Here is a 17,732-nt window from a genome sequence, read left to right on the forward strand (position 1 = left end):
CTCCCTGGAACAGAATGGGACGAGCGTCCCTGGATGGTAACCGCTCAAACATACGTTTGAAATTGCTGGCCGGATGAAATCTGCCCTGACCGGGCAGTCAGTTGGACCGACTACTGACGGAATTCGAAATCGATGGCTGCCCCGTCTACGTCACGCCGGCTGTCGTTGCGCAACTGCAGCTGCATCTCGTTGCTGATCAAGCGGCCATTGAGCTGGAACGGACTGTCGTCGGACATCGGCTTTACCGGGAACATGGACGGCAACAGCGGCGCGCGGCCTGGCGTCGAGGTGCCGACGTCGGGCTTGAGGTCCTTGACCATCTCCACAGGCAGGCTCAAGTCCAGCTTGGGCTTTGGCAGCGGTTTCGCCACGGCCTTACGCAGTGGTTTGCGCGCCACGGGCTTGGGCTTGGCCACGACCGCGCCGGGTTTCGATTGCGCCTGGACCGCCGGTTGTGCAGCCTGCAGCGCCCCACTGGACAGGCACAGAGGCGCCAGGCAGAAGAACAGGGCAAGAGAGCGAAGCGCTTTCATCGACATCGAAGGCCAGCTGCAAAGATGCGTATGCTCTCTGTTCCTTTCGCGCCTGGCAAGCCTACAGCAGCGAACCTGCCGGCGCCTTGCACAGCTGGTGGGCCAGCAACCCGAGGGTGATCACCGCGCGCTCCGCCTCCTTGTTCCACGGAATACCGCAATTGAGCCGGATGCAGTGGTTGAACTGCTCGGTGTTGCTGAAGATCAGCCCCGGCGCGATGCTGATCCCCTGCTCCAGCGCCCGCACGTGCAACTCCTGGGTATTGACCCGCCCCGGCAGGCTGACCCAGAGGATGAATCCCCCCGTGGGCCGGGTCATCTGCGTACCTTCCGGAAAGTGCTGCTGCACTGCCAACTGATAGGCGCTGAGGTTCTTGCGGTACTCCTGGCGGATGTAGCGCAGGTGTCGATCATAGCCTCCGTTCTCCAGGTAGGCCGCCACGCCCATCTGTGTCACGCTGCAGGCCGAATGGGTGGTGAAGGTCTGCAGGCGCTGGATCTCGTCCTGGTAGCGCCCGGCGATCATCCAGCCAACACGCACCCCTGGCGACAAGGTCTTGGAGAAACTCGAGCAGTAGATCACCCGGTCCAGGCGATCGAAAGCCTTGAGCGCCTTGGTGCGCCCCTGCTCGAACATCAGCTCGCCGTAGATATCGTCCTCGACGATCTGGATGTCGAAGTCCGAGGCCAGGCGCAACAGCTGCTTCTGGCGCTCCTCGGGAATGGTGCCGCCGAGCGGGTTGCTCAGCCGCGGGGTCAGCACCAGGGCCTTGATCGACCACTGGTTGGCCGCCAGTTGCAGGGCCTCGAGGCTGATGCCAGTGGACGGATCGCTGGGAATCTCGATGACCTTCAGGCCCAGCAGGTCGGCCAGTTGCAGCAAGCCGTAGTAGGTCGGCGATTCGGCGGCGATCAGGTCGCCCGGCCGGGTCAGCACCCGCAGCGACATCTGCAGGGCATCGACGCAGCCGTGGGTGACCACGACCTCGCGCGGATCGACCAGCACCCCGGCATCGCGCATGCGGATAGCGATCTGCCGGCGCAACGGCTCGAAGCCGGGGCTGAACATATAGCTGAACGCCCGTGGGCTATGGAAGCGCGTGACCTTGGCCAGTTGCTGGTGCAGCGCCCGCACCGGCAGGTAGTCCACGTGGGGCACCGCCGCACCGAACGGGAACACGCCATCGCGCCGTGCCTCGGTCAGCACCTGCTGGATGATACTGGCGCGGGTGACCAGGCCAGGCCGCTCGACCCGGGCGATATCCGGTGTCTGGGCGGTCAGCGCTGGGGTCTGGTGCACGTAGTACCCCGACTGCGGACGCGCGCGGATCAGCCCCTGGTCCTCCAGGTTGGCGTAGGCCTGCAGCACCGTGGCGTGGCTGACGTTGAGCTGGGCGCTCATCTTGCGTACGGACGGTACGCGCTCGCCGGGCTGGTAGACACCCCGGCGGATGTCGTCGGCCAGTTGCTGGGCGATGCGCTGGTACAGCAGCAGGTTGGTCATGGCGGTTTCTCGAAGCGCAAACGGGTTCGTTGTTCTTGTGCGGCTCACTGACGAGACAGAATACCGTAACAGTTGCAAAGTGTACTGGGACAGATCGCAGAATAGTCAACAATACAGTTGCGTGACAGCCATGCGATGGATGCTGGCGCTTCGTTCCGACGAATGAAGAACTGGCCTCGTTCGCGCCCGATATGATCTGCGCCGGCCCTTTTGGGGGCGCTTCGCGACACAAGGCCGCTCTCACAAGTACGACGCTGCCCTGTAATCCAGCGCCGTACCTGTGAGAGCGGCCTTGTGTCGCGAAAGGACTGCGCAGCAGCCCTGGCTCGAATATCAGCGCACCGGCGCCAGCTTGCCCTTGTCGTCGGAGAAGACGATCTCCACCCGCCGGTTCTGCGCCCTGCCCCGCTCCGAGGCATTGGCCTCGACCGGGTACTGGTCGCCATAACCCTCGACCTGGATGCGCTTCTCGTCGACACCGAGGTCGACCAGCATGTCGGCCACGGCCTGGGCTCGGTCGCGAGACAGCTTGAGGTTGTCCTCGGGAGCGCCGGTGCTGTCGGTATAGCCCTCGATGCGCACCACCCGACGCGGGTTGAGCTGAAGGAACTGGACCAGCTTGAGGACTGTGCGGCTGGCCGAGTTCTTCAGGTCGGCGCGCCCGGTATCGAACAACACGTCGCCCAAGGTCATCACCAGCCCTCGGTCGCTCTGCTCGGAAGCCAAGGCGGCGATCTGCGCCTCGACCCACTTGCCCTGCTGCTGCACACTGGCCAGCTTGGCCTCGCGCAAGGCCAACTGCAGGCGCTGGCGCTCCAGATCGAGCTTGGCCAGTCGCTCCTGGTTCAGCGCCAATTTGGCGTGCTCGCCGGCAATCTCGCTGTAGCGCCGGCTCAGGTAGGCATAGTGGCGAACATCGGCCCCGGTACCGATGTAGCTGGACAGACGCTCGGCCTTGGCCAGCGACTCGCCTGCGCGGATCACATCGCGGGGAGCGCTGCGCAGCACATCGGAATCGTCCTTGACCCGCTGGAATGCGGTGCTGGCCTCATCCAGCGCCGAGGCGCTGCGCTGGCTGGCGCAGCCCTGCAACCCGACCAGCGCCAGCAGCGCCAGGGCGGCCATCGATGGCTTGCCAATCATGGCTGCACCTCCAGCTGCTTGCGCAGGCGCGTGACCCGCGATTGCAGCAGCTCGAGCTGCTCCTCGCTCTTGCTGGTCAGCACCTGGGCCTCGGCCAGACGCGCATCCAGCTCGGCCTGCTCGGCACGCATGCGCGCTTCACGGTAGCTTGCACGGGTCATGTTGGCCTTGGCCCGCGCCAGTTTGTCTTCAGCCAGCTTGAGCGCCTCCACCTGGTCGGTGGCGCCGACGGCCTTGGCCTGCTCCAACGCCTGTTCGGACAAGCGCAGTTGCTCGTTGGGCGCCGGATCGTTGGCGCAGCCCGACAGGCCAAGCACGACCAGGGCCAGGATCAATGGTTGGGTTCTCACGCAATCTTCCTACTGTTTGGGAGCATCCTGCGGCCCCTGCATCTGTGCCTTCCAGCGCTCGACATTGCGCTGCAGCACCGCCTCGGATGCCCCGGAAATCGGCAATTCTGTCAGTTTTTTCGCCAGTTGTCCGCGCAACCAGGCGTCATTGCAGGCCGAGTTGTGCGACACGGCCAGGTACAGGCCCGGGCGGTCCACCGGCAGGCCACGGGCGATCAGGTCGTTGCCCATGCCCAGGCTCTGCATCATGCCCATGCCCGCATAACGGCCAGCCAGCACGTAGTCGACCTGACCCAGCACCAGCTTCTGGAACGCCTGGGTCAGGTTCTGCGCCGGCTCCAGCTTGAGCTGGGCCTTGGCAAAGGCTTCGAAGGCCGGCGTCAGGCGCGCCCTTTCCGAGAGGCTACCCCGATAGCGGGCCAGGTCCGCCGGGCCATCGAACACCACCGAGGCGTCATGACGAGTCCAGACCAGATACTCGTTGAGCTGCAGGGGCGGATGGATATAGTCCAGCGCGGTCAACTGGCCTACCTGCATGGGGGTATCGACCAGCAGGTCCATGCGCCCGCTGCGTACCTCCTCCAGCGCCTGCTCGCGCTTACCGGCGTGCAATACCTCGAGCGACACGCCAAGCTCCCTGGCCACCTGGCGCAGCAAGTCGACATTGGCACCGATCAGGTGCCGGGGGTCGTTCGGGTCCTGCCAGGAATACGGTGGCGCATCCGGGCTGCCGGTCGCCACCAGGCGCTCGCACTTGCCCGCCGCCATCGCCAGCGGCGACAGCAGCGCTGCCACGCAGGCCAGCGCCCTGCCCGTTCCGCGAAACTCCATGCCTCACTCCTCACGCTATCAACCCTGCAGGCTCGGCCTCGCACACAAAAAAAGCCCGGCCCCCTGCAGGAGGGCCGGGCTTCTTTATAAGTGAAGCAGGCGGATCAGACCAGCTTTTCCAGCTCCGGAACCGCTTCGAACAGGTCCGCGACCAGGCCGTAGTCGGCGACCTGGAAGATCGGCGCCTCCTCGTCCTTGTTGATCGCCACGATCACCTTGGAGTCCTTCATGCCCGCCAGGTGCTGGATGGCACCGGAGATACCCACGGCGATGTACAGCTGCGGCGCGACGATCTTGCCGGTCTGGCCGACCTGCATGTCGTTGGGCACGAAGCCTGCGTCGACCGCGGCGCGGGAAGCGCCGACGGCAGCGCCGAGCTTGTCGGCCAGGGCGTACAGGTGCTTGAAGTTGTCACCGTTGCCCATGCCGCGGCCGCCGGAAACGACGATCTTGGCAGCGGTCAGCTCAGGACGGTCGGACTTGGCCAGCTCTTCACCGACGAAGGCGGACTTGCCGGCGTCGTGCACGGCGCCAACGGCCTCGACCGCGGCCGAGCCACCTTCGGCGGCCACGGCGTCGAAGCCGGTGGCGCGCACGGTGATGACCTTGACGCCAGCGCTGGATTGCACGGTGGCAATGGCGTTACCGGCGTAGATCGGGCGCTTGAAGGTGTCGGCGGACTCGACCGAGATGATCTCGGAGATCTGGTCGACGTCCAGCAGTGCGGCGACGCGCGGCAGGATGTTCTTGCCGTTGGTGGTGGCCGGGGCCAGCACGTGGCTGTAAGCCTTGCCCAGCTCGGCAACCAGCGGGGCGACGTTTTCCGGCAGCAGGTGGGCGTAGGCGGCGTTGTCCGCGACCAGCACCTTGGCAACGCCGGCGATCTTGGCGGCGGCCTCGGCAACGCCAGCGACGTTCTGGCCAGCGACCAGCACGTGGATATCACCACCGATCTTGGCGGCGGCAGCGACAGTGTTCAGGGTAGCCGGGGCTACGGCACCGTTTTCGTGTTCAGCGACAACCAGGATAGTCATTTAGATTACCTTCGCTTCGTTCTTCAGCTTCTCGACCAGTTCGGCCACCGACTTGACCTTGATACCGGCGCTGCGCGCAGCCGGCGCTTCGACCTTCAGGGTCTTGTTGGTGGAGGCGGTGGAAACGCCCAGCGCGTCCGGCGTCACGGTCTCCAGCGGCTTCTTCTTGGCCTTCATGATGTTCGGCAGCGACGCGTAGCGTGGCTCGTTCAGGCGCAGGTCGGTGGTCACGATCGCCGGCAGGTTCAGCGCGACGGTCTGCAGGCCGCCATCGATCTCGCGGGTGACGTTCAGCTTGTCGCCAGCGACCTCGACCTTGGAGGCGAAGGTGCCCTGGGCATAGCCGGTCAGCGCAGCGAGCATCTGGCCAGTCTGGTTGTTGTCGCTATCGATGGCCTGCTTGCCGAGGATCACCAGTTGTGGCTGTTCCTTGTCGACCACGGCCTTGAGGGCCTTGGCCACGGCCAGGGAGTTCAGCTCTTCACTGGTTTCGACCAGGATGGCGCGGTCGGCGCCGAGGGCCAGGGCGGTACGCAGCTGCTCCTGGGCAGCGGTGGGGCCGATGGTAACGGCGACGATCTCGGTGGCCACACCCTTCTCTTTCAGGCGCACGGCTTCTTCGACGGCGATCTCGCAGAAGGGGTTCATGGACATCTTGACGTTTGCAAGGTCGACGCCGGAGTTGTCCGCCTTGACGCGAACCTTGACGTTGTAGTCGACCACTCGTTTGACAGCTACAAGAACCTTCATGGATTCCTCGTTACTCTCCGGTGAAAAGAATGTCGCCTGGGGCAATTAGGCTTTGTACGAAAAGTGCCTGCGCGATCTTTCGTACAAACCCTACCCCTGCGATTGCGCGTGGGTACAAGGGCACCTCTAAAAACGTTCCGGCGCAGAGGAAATTTCCAGTGACCGATAAGTCCTATCGCGACTGCCAGGGCAAAACCGACGGGTCATTTCCTGTCGTGGCGTGTAGACTCCACTACAAAACGGGATTCGGCCTGAAAACCCTGCTCCACGCCTGGTCTTTAGGGGTGCACCTGCGCCCGACGGTCAGCCTACGGCGAGCGTAAAACCGCTCGTATCTTGACCGTAACACCCAATCCGGTCAATACGGCAAATTGGCCAGCCTCCAGCCGCGCTCCAGTGATTTTACTGGGCTCCGGCAAATTCAAACAAACGTTTGTATTGGACCCGCCAAGTGGTGTAGATATAATGCGCGGCCAAGAGAAAACGGTGTAGTCCGTCGTTCACGAAGCTACAGCTTGCGTAGCCGTGCGTAGGTATCCGACACCCAATAAGACAAGCAACAGCGATGAGCCTTGAGTAGGAGAGAACCAGTGGAACGCGAATACATGGAATTCGACGTGGTCATCGTCGGCGCCGGCCCGGCGGGCCTGTCCGCCGCCTGCCGCCTGAAGCAGAAGGCCGCCGAAGCCGGTAGCGAGATCAGCGTCTGCGTGGTCGAGAAAGGCTCCGAGGTCGGCGCCCACATCCTCTCCGGCGCGGTGTTCGAACCCCGTGCCCTGAACGAGCTGTTCCCCGACTGGAAAGAGCTCGGCGCGCCGCTGAACACCGAGGTCAAGCGCGACGACATCTATGTGCTCAAGGATGCCGGCAGCTCGACCAAGGTCCCTGACCTGTTCGTGCCCAAGACCATGCACAACCAGGGCAACTACATCATCTCCCTGGGCAACCTGTGCCGCTGGCTGGCCCAGCAGGCCGAGAACCTGGGCGTGGAGATCTACCCGGGCTTCGCCGCCCAGGAAGCGCTGTTCGACGACAACGGCGTAGTCCGCGGCATCGTCACGGGCGATCTGGGTGTCGACCGCGAAGGCAACCCCAAGGACGGCCTGTACACCCCCGGCATGGAGCTGCGCGCCAAGTACACCCTGTTCGCCGAAGGCTGCCGTGGCCACATCGGCAAGCAGCTGATCAAGCGCTTCGACCTCGACAGCGAGTCCGACGTCCAGCACTACGGCATTGGCCTGAAGGAAATCTGGGAAATCGACCCGGCCAAGCACGAACAAGGCCTGGTGGTGCACACCGCCGGCTGGCCGCTGGATGTGCTGAGCGCCGAGAACACCGGTGGCTCCTTCCTCTATCACCTGGAGAACAACCAGGTCGTGGTCGGCCTGATCGTCGACCTGTCCTACGCCAACCCCTACCTGTCGCCGTTCGATGAGTTCCAGCGCCTTAAGCACCACCCGGTGATCAGCCAGTACCTCGAAGGCGGCAAGCGCATCAGCTACGGCGCCCGCGCCATCTGCAAGGGCGGCCTGAACTCGCTGCCGAAGATGGTGTTCGACGGTGGCGCACTGATCGGTTGCGACCTCGGCACCCTGAACTTCGCCAAGATCAAGGGCAGCCACACGGCCATGAAGTCCGGCATGCTCGCCGCCGAGGCAGTGGCCGACGCGCTGGCCGCCGGCCGCGAAGGCGGCGACAAGCTCGAGGGCTATGTCGATGCCTTCAAGGCCAGCTGGCTGTACGAAGAACTGTACGCCAGCCGCAACTTCGGCCCGGCCATGCACAAGTTCGGCCCGATCTTCGGCGCAGCCTTCAACTATGTCGACCAGAACTGGTTCGGCGGCAAGCTGCCGTTCACCTTGCACGACACCAAGCCGGACTACGCCTGCCTCAAGCTCGCGGCCGACGCGAAGAAGATCGACTACCCCAAACCCGACGGCAAACTCAGCTTCGACAAACTCAGCTCGGTGTTCCTCTCCAGCACCAACCATGAAGAAGAACAGCCCTGCCACCTGAAGCTCGCCGACCCGAGCGTGCCGATCGCCAGCAACCTGCCGCTGTACGACGAGCCAGCCCAGCGCTACTGCCCGGCTGGCGTGTACGAAGTGGTCACCCAGGAAGACGGCAGCAAGCGCTTCCAGATCAACGCGCAGAACTGCGTGCACTGCAAGACCTGCGACATCAAGGACCCGGCCCAGAACATCACCTGGGTCACCCCTGAAGGCGCGGGCGGGCCGAACTACCCGAACATGTAAGATCCACTGCGGGCCCCAGGGGCCGCTTTGCAGCCCCAAATGGCGACTGAAGGCCTTGAATGACCACATGAGGCCTTCCCCGCCCCACGAAAAAGCCCCCTGGCCACATGGCTCGGGGGCTTTTTCATATCTGGCAGTGCGTACTTCCTCGATCAGGCGCTATCGCCTCATTTGTCACCACACATGATCGGCACAGGCTCCGCGGCGAACCCCAAGGGCTCCCGACGCCCGAAGTACAAGGCCGTGAGCAACCCGACCACGCCCATGGCCAGACAGAAGCCGACACACACCCACGGGCTCCACGGCATCAGCGCGATCAGCGCCAGCGGCGTGGTGCTGGCCCACAGGGCGTAGGCGATGTTGTAGGTGAAGGAGATACCGGAGACACGAATCTCGGCCGGGAACAACCCGACCATCACCGACGGCACCACCCCCACCACACCGCAAGACAACCCGGCCAACGCATAGGCCAGCCAGGTCCAGCCCACCTGCCCCACCAGGCTCGCGTACAGCGCACCGGTCCCCACGGGCAGCAGCAGGCTGTAGATCACCAGCGCGCGCCAGGCACCGATACGGTCGACCAGCATGCCTGCCAGCACGCAGCCGATGTTGAGAAAGACGATCCCCACGCTGCTCAAGGCGAAGGTGTCTGCGGCGGCGATGCCGAAGCGCTGTTGCATCACCGTCGGGGTGATCACCACCAGCACCACCACCGCCGAGGTCAGCACGCAGGTCAACAGTGCCGCCGGGACCAGGGCCCGGCGATGCTCGCCCAGCACGCTGCGCAGCGGGAAGGCCACCGGCTGCGCCTGGCGCTCGCGCAAGGCCAGGAACACCGGTGTCTCGCTCAGCCAACGGCGCAGCCAGACACCGATGACGCCAAAAACACCGCCGAGCAGGAAGGGATAACGCCAGGCGTAGTCGAGGATCTCCTGCCGGCTGTACAGCTGCGCCAGCAAGGTCGCGGTCAGGGCGCCGAGCAGGTAGCCGAACGTCAGCCCGGCCTGCAGGAAGCCCAGGGCATAGCCTCGCCGCCCGGGCGGGGCATGCTCGGCGACGAAGGTCCAGGCACTGGGCACCTCGCCACCCACCGCCGCGCCCTGCAGGATGCGCAGGGCCAGCAGGAGCAGCGGCGCGGCATAGCCGATGTCGGCGTAGGTCGGCATCACCCCGATCAGCAGGCACGGCAGGGCCATCATCAGGATGCTCAGGCTGAACACCCGCTTGCGCCCCAGGTGATCGGCGAAGTGGGCCATGAGGATGCCCCCCAGGGGCCTGGCCAGGTAGCCGGTGACGAAGATCCCGAAACTTTGCAGCAGGCGCAGCCATTCGGGCATCTGCGGCGGAAAGAACAGCTGGCTCAGGGTCAGGGCGAAGAACACGAAGATGATGAAATCGTAGATTTCCAGCGCGCCGCCCAGCGCCGCCAGGCCGAGGGTCCGGTGGTCGCTGCGGCTTAACCGGGCCTGGCGCGGGGTATCGATGGCAGTCATGGCAGGGGTCCTGCAGATCGGCAAAGGGCAAGAGGATAGCAAATGCCCGCTGCCTGTGGTCCTGCATGCCTCAGCTCGTGCGGCTGAACACGGTCTGGGCGAAGTTCATGCGTGGCCTGGGACGCGGCGCTCCGGCACAGAGCCCAGGCGGCAGGGGCACCTGCCCCACCACCACCGGCAGGTCGATGATCGCCATGAACGACTCCAGCGCCTCGCTGTCCGGCACCCTGGCCAGGCTGACATTCACCGCATGCCGTTCGGCCTGCGGCACCGCGGGTACTTTCAGGTGCTGCGCGTGGTACAACAGGGCATGCTGAATCTGCGGGCTGACGCGGCAGAAGCGCGCCAGGTCGACGCCGGCATGGCTGGCCAGCTCGATATTGCCGACCAGCAGGTTGAACGGCTGCAACGCGCTCTCGACCAGGCGTTGCAGGTCGTCGAAGCTGTCCACCGGGGCGATGCGGTAATAGCCCAGCCCATTGAGCATCTTCTCCAGTTGCAGGCGCTGGCAGGGGTGCTCTTCGGCGATGAGGATGCGCATGGCTTTGTTCGGCATCATCCGGACCTGGGCAGTTGGCTGTTGAGAGACGCTCCCTGACCATACTGCGCCAGTGCAGGCTGCCGGCAGGACGGTACCTGGCGGGGTCTTCATTGATAGTTGTCGGGAAACCAGGAGAAATCAAGTCGCCAGCACCGGGAATTTCCACGCCCTGGGGTTTTCAGCGACGCCCCTGCCTGCCAGGGGCCACCTGGCCATCGACCGGCGTCTCAGGACTCCCACTGGCGCATGCGCAGCCGGCAGTGCTTCATGGCATTGACGATGTGCTTTTCCACCAGGCTGCGCGAGATCCCCAACTGCTCGGCGATCTGCTGGTGCGACAGGCCCTCGAGCTTGCGCAGCAAGAAGCTGTCGCGGCAAGGCCCACTGAGTTCGTCCAGGGCCCGCTGCATCAGGTCCAGGCGCTGGTCCAGTTGCAGGCGCTGCGATAGCGCCGGGCCATGCCAGCGCTCATCGCTGTCGAGCACTTCCAACGGCTCGGCCTGACGCACCAGGTGGCGCCGATGACGATCGACCACCAGGTTCAACGCGGTGCGATAGAGAAAGGCGCGCGGATGCTCGATCCGCTGTGCGTCGGTACGTTCCAGTACACGCAGGTAGGCATCATGGGCGACATCCTCCGCCGCCTGGCGATTGCCCAGGCGCGCGGATAAGAAGCTCACCAGTTCGCGATAGTAATGTTCCACGACGGCACCTGGGGTCTCCCTGCTGACGCTGAAAAACAGGGGTGCGGGACTTGAGTGATATCAACACGGCATCTTACAAATTATAATTATTCTCAGCAACATACAGCCCTCGCCTCCATCCAGCTAAATCCCCGCTCCTTGCCTTCGTTTATCTGGGACCGCCTTGCACGCTACGATCTGGCAGCGAGCGGCCATCACCTCTGGCTGGAAGTACGCATGAGACGTTTAACCAACACCCGCCGTCGTATCCTGCTCGGTGGCCTAGGCTTGCTTGGCCTGGGTGCGCTGCTGGCCTGGAAGACCCTGCCCTTCGGCGCGCTGCCGGTCGATACCGTGACCGTCACCCGCGCCGACATCGAGAGCAGCGTCACCGCCCTGGGCACCCTGCAGCCGCGCCGCTACGTCGATGTCGGCGCCCAGGCCTCCGGGCAGATCCGCAAGTTGCACGTGGAAGTCGGCGACGAAGTCCGCCAGGGCCAGTTGCTGGTGGAGATCGATCCCTCCACCCAGCAGGCCAGGCTCGACGCCGGGCGCTACTCGATCGAGAACCTCAAGGCCCAGCTCGCCGAACAGCGCGCCCAGTTCCAACTGGCCCAGCAGCAATACCGGCGCCAGCGCGACCTGGCCGCCGCCGGCGCCACCCGCGAAGAAGACCTGCAGGCAGCCGACGCCCAGCTCAAGGTGACCCAGGCCCGCATCGACATGTACCAGGCGCAGATCCGCCAGGCCCAGGCCAGCCTGCGCAGCGACGAGGCGGAGCTGGGCTATACCCGCATCTATGCCCCCATGACCGGCACCGTGGTCGCCGTGGACGCCCGCGAAGGCCAGACCCTCAACGCCCAGCAGCAGACACCGTTGATCCTGCGCATCGCCAAACTCTCGCCGATGACCGTCTGGGCCCAGGTGTCCGAGGCCGACATCGGCAAGGTCGAGCCCGGCATGACTGCCTACTTCACCACCCTGGCCGGTGGCAAGCGCCGCTGGACCAGCACCGTGCGGCAGATCCTGCCGATCCCGCCCAAGCCGCTGGACCAGGCCAGCCAGGGCGGCGGCAGCCCTACCAGCGCCACCGCCGGCACCACCGGCGCCCAGGTGGTGCAATACACCGTGCTGCTCGACGTGGACAACCCGGACGGCGCCCTGATGGCCGAGATGACCACCCAGGTGTTCTTCGTCGCCGGCCAGGCCAGCCAGGTGCTCACCGCGCCGCTGGCGGCCCTGGACGACGCCGGCACCGACGGCCTGCGCCTGGCCCAGGTGCTCACCCGCGACGGCAAGGTCGAACAGCGCAAGGTGCGCACCGGCCTGAACGACCGCCTGCGCGTGCAGATCCTCGATGGCCTCGCCGAAGGCGAGCAACTGGTCATCGGCGCCCCGGCCGCCAGCGGAGGTTGAATGACAGCGCCCCTGATCGAACTCAGCGACATCCGCAAGCACTACGGCGGCATCGACTCGCCGAAGGTGGAAGTCCTGCGCGGCATCAGCCTGAGCATCCACCCCGGTGAATTCGTCGCCATCGTCGGCGCCTCCGGCTCGGGCAAGTCGACCCTGATGAACATCCTCGGCTGCCTCGACCGCCCCACCAGCGGCAACTACCGCTTCGCCGGCAAGGATGTCGCCGAACTGGACAGCGACGAACTGGCCTGGCTACGCCGCGAGGCCTTTGGCTTCGTGTTCCAAGGCTATCACCTGATCCCCTCCGGCTCGGCCCAGGAGAACGTCGAGATGCCGGCCATCTATGCCGGCACCCCGGCCGCCGAGCGCCACGCCCGCGCAGCTGCCCTGCTCGATCGCCTGGGCCTGGCCAGCCGCACCGGCAATCGTCCGCACCAGTTGTCTGGCGGCCAGCAGCAGCGGGTGTCGATCGCCAGGGCCCTGATGAACGGCGGCCACATCATCCTCGCCGACGAACCCACCGGCGCCCTGGACAGCCACAGCGGCGCCGAAGTCATGGCCCTGCTCGACGAGCTGGCCAGCCAGGGCCATGTGATCATCCTCATCACCCACGATCGCGAAGTGGCGGCCCGGGCGCGACGGGTGATCGAGATCCGCGACGGCCTGATGATCAGCGACTCGGCGGCCGACCAGCCTGCCGGCCAAGCGCACCCCGGCCTGCAGGCCGACGACCTGCGCCAGCGCCTGGACCGCGGCGCCACCCTGCGCGGGGCCTGGAAGGGCGAATTGCTCGAGGCCCTGCAGGCGGCCTGGCGGGTCATGTGGATCAACCGCTTCCGCACCGCGCTGACCCTGCTCGGTATCGTCATCGGCGTCGCCTCGGTGGTGGTGATGCTGGCCGTCGGCGAAGGCAGCAAGCGCCAGGTCATGGCGCAGATGGCCGCGTTCGGCTCGAACATTCTCTACCTCAATGGCCACCACGCCACCCTGCGCGAACCGGCCGGCATCGTCACCCTGGACGATGTCGCCGCGATCGCCCAGTTGCCCCAGGTCAAGCGCATCATGCCAGTGATCGGCGATCAACTGACCGTGCGCCACGGCAACAACAACCAGCAGTTCTATGTCGGCGGCAACAACACCCAGTTCTCCGAGATCCTCAACTGGCCGGTGGTCGAAGGCAGCTTCTTCAGCGAAGCCGACGAGCAGGCCGGCGCTGCCGTCGCGGTGATCGGCCAGAAGGTCCGGGACAAACTCATGGAGCCCGGCAGCGACCCGCTAGGGCAGTACCTGCTGATCGGCAACGTACCCTTCCAGGTGGTCGGCCTGCTCGCCGGCAAGGGGGCCAGCTCCGGCGACCAGGACAGCGACGAGCGCATCGTGGTGCCCTACTCCGCCGCTTCCGTGCGCCTGTTCGGCAAGCACGACCCGGAATATGTGATCATCGCCGCCGCCGACTCGAGCCGGGTGAGCGAGACCGAACGGGCCATCGATCACCTGATGCGCCAGCGCCACCAGGGCAAGCGGGACTTCGAGCTGACCAACGACGCTGCACTGATCCAGGCCGAGGCGCGCACGCAGAACAGCCTGTCGCTGATGCTCGGTGCCATCGCTGCCATTTCCCTGCTGGTCGGCGGCATCGGCGTGATGAACATCATGCTCATGACCGTGCGCGAGCGTACCCGCGAGATCGGCATCCGCATGGCCACCGGCGCCCGCCAGCGCGACATCCTGCGCCAGTTCCTCAGCGAGGCGGTGATGCTGTCGATGGTCGGCGGGGTGACCGGTATCGTGCTGGCCCTGGGCATCGGCGCTGGCCTTATGCTGGGAGGTGTCGCCGTGGCCTTTGCCCTACCCGCCATCCTCGGCGCCTTCGCCTGCGCCGTGATCACCGGCATCGTGTTTGGCTTCATGCCTGCCCGCAAGGCGGCCCGTCTCGACCCGGTCAAAGCCCTTACCAGCGAATAATCCATGACATTGCCAAGCCGCATCAGCCTGCTGACCCTGAGTCTCTGCCTCGCCGCCTGCAGCACGCCCCCACCACCCGCCAGCGACATCAGCCCACCCCGCACCTGGCAGGGTGATTCCGGCGCCCCCTCGCTCGCCCCCCCCCAGGCCCAATGGTGGCAGGCCTTCGCCAGCCGCGAGCTGGACCGGCTGGTCGAGCGCGCCCGCCATAATAGTCACGACCTCGCCGCCGCCACCGCCCGGGTGCGCCAGGCCCAGGCTCGGGCCGTGATCGCCGGGGCACCGTTGTTGCCGGAACTGACCTTCGGCCTAGATGGCAGCCGCCAGCACCTGATGCGCGAGGCGGGCAGCGACCAGCTCGACGCCAGCAGCAGCGAACGCACCAGCACCTCGTTCGGCACCCGGTTGAGCGCGACCTACGAAATCGACTTCTGGGGCGGGCTGCGCGCAGCCCGCGACAGTGCCAGGCTCGACCTTGACGCCAGCCGCTTCGACCGCCAGACAGTGGAACTGACCCTAGTCAGTGCCGTGGCAGACAGCTACTTGCAAGGGCTGGCGCTGAATGAGCAGTTGCGCATTGCTCGCCTCAACCTGCGCAATGCCCGGGATGTGCTGGGCCTGGTCGAGGCGCGCCAGCGTTCCGGCTCGGCCACGCGCCTGGAGCTGGCGCAGCAACGCAGCCTGGTGGCGGCCCAGGAACGCCAGTTGCCGCTGCTGGAACAACGCCGGCAGGACAACCGAGTGACCCTGGCCACCCTGCTTGGCGACCCCGTGCAGAACCTGTCCAATAGCGACGAACGTATCGACGCCGTGCTCTGGCCAACGATCGGCAGCGGCGTGCCCAGCGAGTTGCTGACCCGCCGCCCCGACATCGCCGCAGCCGAAGCACGCCTGGCTGCGGCCAGCGCCAACGTGCAGGTGGCCAGGGCCGCCATGCTGCCCAGGCTAACCCTCGGCGCCGAGCTAGGCAGCAGGGTACGCACCCTCCCGGAAGTCTTCGAAAACCCCTATTACACGCTGACCGCCGGCCTGGTCGCGCCGATCTTCAACAACGGTCGCCTGCGCGCCTCGCATGATTTGGCCAAGGCCGAGCAGGAGGAATTGCTGGAAGCTTATCGCAGCAGCATCCTGGCCGGTTTCGCCGATGTCGAGAAAGCGCTCAACGCCATCTACGGCGTCGACCGCCAACGGCAGTGGCAGGACGAGGAAGTGCAACAGGCGCGCCTGGCCTTCGACCTTGCCCAGCAGCGTTATAGTGCCGGCGCCGAAACGCTGCTGACGGTACTGGAAACCCAACGCACGCTGTATGAGGCGCAGGATCAGCAAGCGCAGCTGCGACTGGCGCGGCTGCAAGGAAGCGTGGCGCTGTACAAGGCGCTGGGAGGCGGCTGGCACGTCGGGACGATGCAGTAGACACCTGGGCTACGTCTTAAAAGCCAGACTGATGTTCAACGTCTTGGGAGGGTAACCAAGCCCAGCGGGATCCGGCCTGGGAGCGTCGGCTGCACAGTCGCGCCCTGCCCTGTAAAGCCCTCAGGCCAGCAATCCCTTCAGCGACAGATGCCGCGCATACCACGGTCGCTTCGGCACCTGGCGCATGAGCCCGGCCAGCTTGCCTTCGTCTTCGCCAAAAATGATGCGCAACGCCAGCTTCATGGTCTCGACATCCATTTCCACCGATTTGCCCGGCCTGCCCCCTGGCACCGTGCTGCAACCATGGGTATCCGGCCCCAGCCAAGGGTCGGCCACTTCCACCCAGCGCCCCGGCGCAAACCAGGGGACGCCGTTGACCTGCAAGCGGCTGACCTCCCCCGGATGGAAACGCTCGTGTGCCGCGAACCAGTCCTCCAGACGATCATCGATCCAACCATGGAAACACCAGAACACCGGGTGCACATGTGACGAGAACGGGTCGCCCAGAAAGTCGTTTTCCGCCGCGAACCAACGTGGCGCGAAGTCGTCTAGCTCACGGGCCAACGGCACCGGCGCCCCGTTGGAAGGGTCGCGTGGTACCGAAGCCCAGCGCATGTGCAACCAGTCGTGCAGGCCCAGCTCCATCTCCGAACCCAGTTGCCCCAAGGTCATCCGCGACAGGTAGCGTGGATCTCGGTACTGCGACTCCCAGACCGCGAAGTTGCCATGGAACGTCTCGGCCCGCTTGATGCCGTTGAGCCACTCGCTGAACGAGTCGTCCCCCGGGGCCAACCAGGTCGGCGGCACCGAACAACCGTCGAGGTTATCGAAGTAACGGGCAAAGCCCAGGCGATCACGTTCTAGCTCCGGCTGCGGCAACGGAAAGCGCGACCACGACGGGAGTGGCTGCAAGGCACGGGCAGCGGCCAGCATGTGCCGGTGCATGAAGAAAAAGTCCTCGCCCGAACCGTTGCGGTCCTTGAGCTTGCCCCGAGCATCGCGCTCCCGATCACGGGGGCCGGGTTGCCAGCCCAGGCCGCGCAGGGCATCACGCTTGTCATCCGGCAGGCTATGCCATTTGTCTCGCGAGGCATGCCAGAGCTGGTGGAACAGACGGTGCTCCGGTGAAATCAGCCAGTCCAGCAATGGCGGTTCCAGGGCGATGGTCTGGCGCGCTTCGGGGAAGCGCTGGCGAATGGCGACGAAACGGTTGTCCTGTAGCGGCAGCGCTAGCGGCCGGTTCAGCGCGGCGATGCGCCCACTCAAGGTCTCGCTGCCGGCATTGCCGAACTCGCCCCACACTTCATCGAAGGTGATCGCCATTTCGTAACCCAGGTGGCTGCCATCCTCCGGCTTGAGGCGCCAATACAGGCGGTTGGGCTCGGCCTCGACCAGGTCGCCGATCAGCTGGTAACGCGGCGCCTGTTCGCTGCGCAGACGTTGCGCGCTGTCCAGGCAACCGCGCACGCCACGCCCACGCGCGGCAATATCGATGAACAGTTCCAGCCCCTCCGCCGGCAAGCCCTCAAGACCGGCATCGGCCCCCTCCAGACGCAAGCTCCAGATACCGCGCAGGCGGTTGCCCAGCCGCTGACCGGCGGCGTCGGCAAGCTCCACGCTGGCCTCTGCGGGAGTTACCGGGAATTCGTCCTTGGTCAGTTCGCGGTGCGCGTAATAGGCCGCCGGCAAGGCCGCGCCCGCCAGGGCCACACCGGCCATGAACCCTCGTCGAGAAATCGTCATTACCCTACCTGTGTCCGCCATGAAGCAGGCTCTATCCCAGCAAGGACGTATGTTGCCCGGCAAAATTTAGCGACGACG

The 17,732-nt window shown here is 65.4% G+C and carries 15 protein-coding genes; 4 read left to right on the forward strand and 11 right to left on the reverse strand.

Annotated features, from left to right (window positions below; genetic code table 11):
• Positions 1-110 precede the first annotated feature (110 nt).
• The 7 genes from ABFA30_RS16510 to ABFA30_RS16540 all read right to left on the reverse strand — a co-directional run bounded on the left by ABFA30_RS16510 (position 111) and on the right by ABFA30_RS16540 (position 6,145).
• On the reverse strand, positions 111-533 hold the full coding sequence (locus ABFA30_RS16510) for a hypothetical protein (RefSeq protein ID WP_253091005.1): 423 nt from the start codon (positions 531-533) through the stop codon (positions 111-113).
• A 61-nt stretch (positions 534-594) separates the two neighbouring features.
• The gene (locus tag ABFA30_RS16515) at positions 595-2,037 is read right to left on the reverse strand and encodes a PLP-dependent aminotransferase family protein (RefSeq protein WP_225790375.1); all 1,443 of its coding nucleotides are present in this window, start codon (positions 2,035-2,037) and stop codon (positions 595-597) included.
• Between the two features lie 333 nt (positions 2,038-2,370).
• On the reverse strand, positions 2,371-3,180 hold the full coding sequence (locus ABFA30_RS16520; RefSeq protein WP_410045687.1) for an OmpA family protein: 810 nt from the start codon (positions 3,178-3,180) through the stop codon (positions 2,371-2,373).
• Complete coding sequence (locus tag ABFA30_RS16525; protein ID WP_225790373.1) at positions 3,177-3,530, reverse strand: DUF4398 domain-containing protein; 354 nt, start codon at positions 3,528-3,530, stop codon at positions 3,177-3,179. The genes ABFA30_RS16520 and ABFA30_RS16525 overlap by 4 nt, the downstream gene beginning before the upstream one ends.
• A gap of 9 nt (positions 3,531-3,539) precedes the next feature.
• Positions 3,540-4,361, reverse strand: coding sequence for a substrate-binding periplasmic protein (locus ABFA30_RS16530; protein ID WP_225790372.1), 822 nt, complete (start codon positions 4,359-4,361; stop codon positions 3,540-3,542).
• A gap of 104 nt (positions 4,362-4,465) precedes the next feature.
• Positions 4,466-5,395, reverse strand: a complete 930-nt coding sequence (locus ABFA30_RS16535; protein WP_225790371.1) for an electron transfer flavoprotein subunit alpha/FixB family protein — start codon at positions 5,393-5,395, stop codon at positions 4,466-4,468.
• Positions 5,396-6,145, reverse strand: coding sequence for an electron transfer flavoprotein subunit beta/FixA family protein (locus tag ABFA30_RS16540; RefSeq protein WP_225790370.1), 750 nt, complete (start codon positions 6,143-6,145; stop codon positions 5,396-5,398).
• Between the two features lie 590 nt (positions 6,146-6,735).
• On the opposite strand from ABFA30_RS16540, the gene ABFA30_RS16545 reads away from it, so the two are divergent.
• Positions 6,736-8,400, forward strand: coding sequence for an electron transfer flavoprotein-ubiquinone oxidoreductase (locus ABFA30_RS16545; protein WP_410045688.1), 1,665 nt, complete (start codon positions 6,736-6,738; stop codon positions 8,398-8,400).
• A gap of 167 nt (positions 8,401-8,567) precedes the next feature.
• Here ABFA30_RS16545 and ABFA30_RS16550 read toward each other — a convergent pair whose 3' ends face one another.
• The 3 genes from ABFA30_RS16550 to ABFA30_RS16560 all read right to left on the reverse strand — a co-directional run bounded on the left by ABFA30_RS16550 (position 8,568) and on the right by ABFA30_RS16560 (position 11,138).
• Positions 8,568-9,893, reverse strand: coding sequence for an MFS transporter (locus ABFA30_RS16550; protein ID WP_253091007.1), 1,326 nt, complete (start codon positions 9,891-9,893; stop codon positions 8,568-8,570).
• 70 nt (positions 9,894-9,963) lie between these two features.
• Complete coding sequence (locus tag ABFA30_RS16555; protein ID WP_225790367.1) at positions 9,964-10,449, reverse strand: histidine kinase; 486 nt, start codon at positions 10,447-10,449, stop codon at positions 9,964-9,966.
• Positions 10,450-10,661: 212 nt separating this feature from the next.
• Complete coding sequence (locus ABFA30_RS16560; RefSeq protein WP_225790366.1) at positions 10,662-11,138, reverse strand: sigma-70 family RNA polymerase sigma factor; 477 nt, start codon at positions 11,136-11,138, stop codon at positions 10,662-10,664.
• A 216-nt stretch (positions 11,139-11,354) separates the two neighbouring features.
• Here ABFA30_RS16560 and ABFA30_RS16565 point away from each other — a divergent pair, with 216 nt between their 5' ends.
• Genes ABFA30_RS16565 through ABFA30_RS16575 form a run of 3 tightly spaced genes read left to right on the forward strand, consistent with a single transcriptional unit; the run spans position 11,355 to position 15,911 of the window.
• Positions 11,355-12,533 (forward strand): efflux RND transporter periplasmic adaptor subunit, encoded by a 1,179-nt coding sequence (locus ABFA30_RS16565; RefSeq protein WP_410045689.1) that lies wholly within the window; start codon positions 11,355-11,357, stop codon positions 12,531-12,533.
• The gene (locus ABFA30_RS16570; RefSeq protein ID WP_253080420.1) at positions 12,534-14,498 is read left to right on the forward strand and encodes a MacB family efflux pump subunit; all 1,965 of its coding nucleotides are present in this window, start codon (positions 12,534-12,536) and stop codon (positions 14,496-14,498) included. It abuts the gene before it with no gap.
• Positions 14,499-14,501: 3 nt separating this feature from the next.
• Positions 14,502-15,911: an efflux transporter outer membrane subunit gene (locus ABFA30_RS16575; protein ID WP_253091008.1), complete on the forward strand. Its 1,410-nt coding sequence runs from the start codon at positions 14,502-14,504 to the stop codon at positions 15,909-15,911.
• A 120-nt stretch (positions 15,912-16,031) separates the two neighbouring features.
• Here the strand turns inward: ABFA30_RS16575 and ABFA30_RS16580 are convergent, their stop codons facing one another.
• Positions 16,032-17,654 carry a twin-arginine translocation signal domain-containing protein gene (locus ABFA30_RS16580; protein ID WP_225789855.1) on the reverse strand — a complete coding sequence of 541 codons (1,623 nt, stop codon included), beginning with the start codon at positions 17,652-17,654 and terminating at the stop codon, positions 16,032-16,034.
• Between the last annotated feature and the right edge of the window lie 78 nt (positions 17,655-17,732).

Source organism: Pseudomonas sp. HLMP, assembly GCF_046365545.1.
GTDB lineage: Bacteria > Pseudomonadota > Gammaproteobacteria > Pseudomonadales > Pseudomonadaceae > Aquipseudomonas > Aquipseudomonas guariconensis_B.

What these genes read in the sequence shown, in the direction of transcription:
- ABFA30_RS16510 (WP_253091005.1), bottom strand. Translation starts at nt 533, where the DNA reads ATGAAAGCGCTTCGCTCTCTTGCCCTGTTCTTCTGCCTGGCGCCTCTG.
- ABFA30_RS16515 (WP_225790375.1), bottom strand. Translation starts at nt 2,037, where the DNA reads ATGACCAACCTGCTGCTGTACCAGCGCATCGCCCAGCAACTGGCCGAC.
- ABFA30_RS16520 (WP_410045687.1), bottom strand. Translation starts at nt 3,180, where the DNA reads ATGATTGGCAAGCCATCGATGGCCGCCCTGGCGCTGCTGGCGCTGGTC.
- ABFA30_RS16530 (WP_225790372.1), bottom strand. Translation starts at nt 4,361, where the DNA reads ATGGAGTTTCGCGGAACGGGCAGGGCGCTGGCCTGCGTGGCAGCGCTG.
- ABFA30_RS16535 (WP_225790371.1), bottom strand. Translation starts at nt 5,395, where the DNA reads ATGACTATCCTGGTTGTCGCTGAACACGAAAACGGTGCCGTAGCCCCG.
- ABFA30_RS16540 (WP_225790370.1), bottom strand. Translation starts at nt 6,145, where the DNA reads ATGAAGGTTCTTGTAGCTGTCAAACGAGTGGTCGACTACAACGTCAAG.
- ABFA30_RS16550 (WP_253091007.1), bottom strand. Translation starts at nt 9,893, where the DNA reads ATGACTGCCATCGATACCCCGCGCCAGGCCCGGTTAAGCCGCAGCGAC.
- ABFA30_RS16555 (WP_225790367.1), bottom strand. Translation starts at nt 10,449, where the DNA reads ATGCCGAACAAAGCCATGCGCATCCTCATCGCCGAAGAGCACCCCTGC.
- ABFA30_RS16565 (WP_410045689.1), top strand. Translation starts at nt 11,355, where the DNA reads ATGAGACGTTTAACCAACACCCGCCGTCGTATCCTGCTCGGTGGCCTA.
- ABFA30_RS16570 (WP_253080420.1), top strand. Translation starts at nt 12,534, where the DNA reads ATGACAGCGCCCCTGATCGAACTCAGCGACATCCGCAAGCACTACGGC.
- ABFA30_RS16575 (WP_253091008.1), top strand. Translation starts at nt 14,502, where the DNA reads ATGACATTGCCAAGCCGCATCAGCCTGCTGACCCTGAGTCTCTGCCTC.
- ABFA30_RS16580 (WP_225789855.1), bottom strand. Translation starts at nt 17,654, where the DNA reads ATGACGATTTCTCGACGAGGGTTCATGGCCGGTGTGGCCCTGGCGGGC.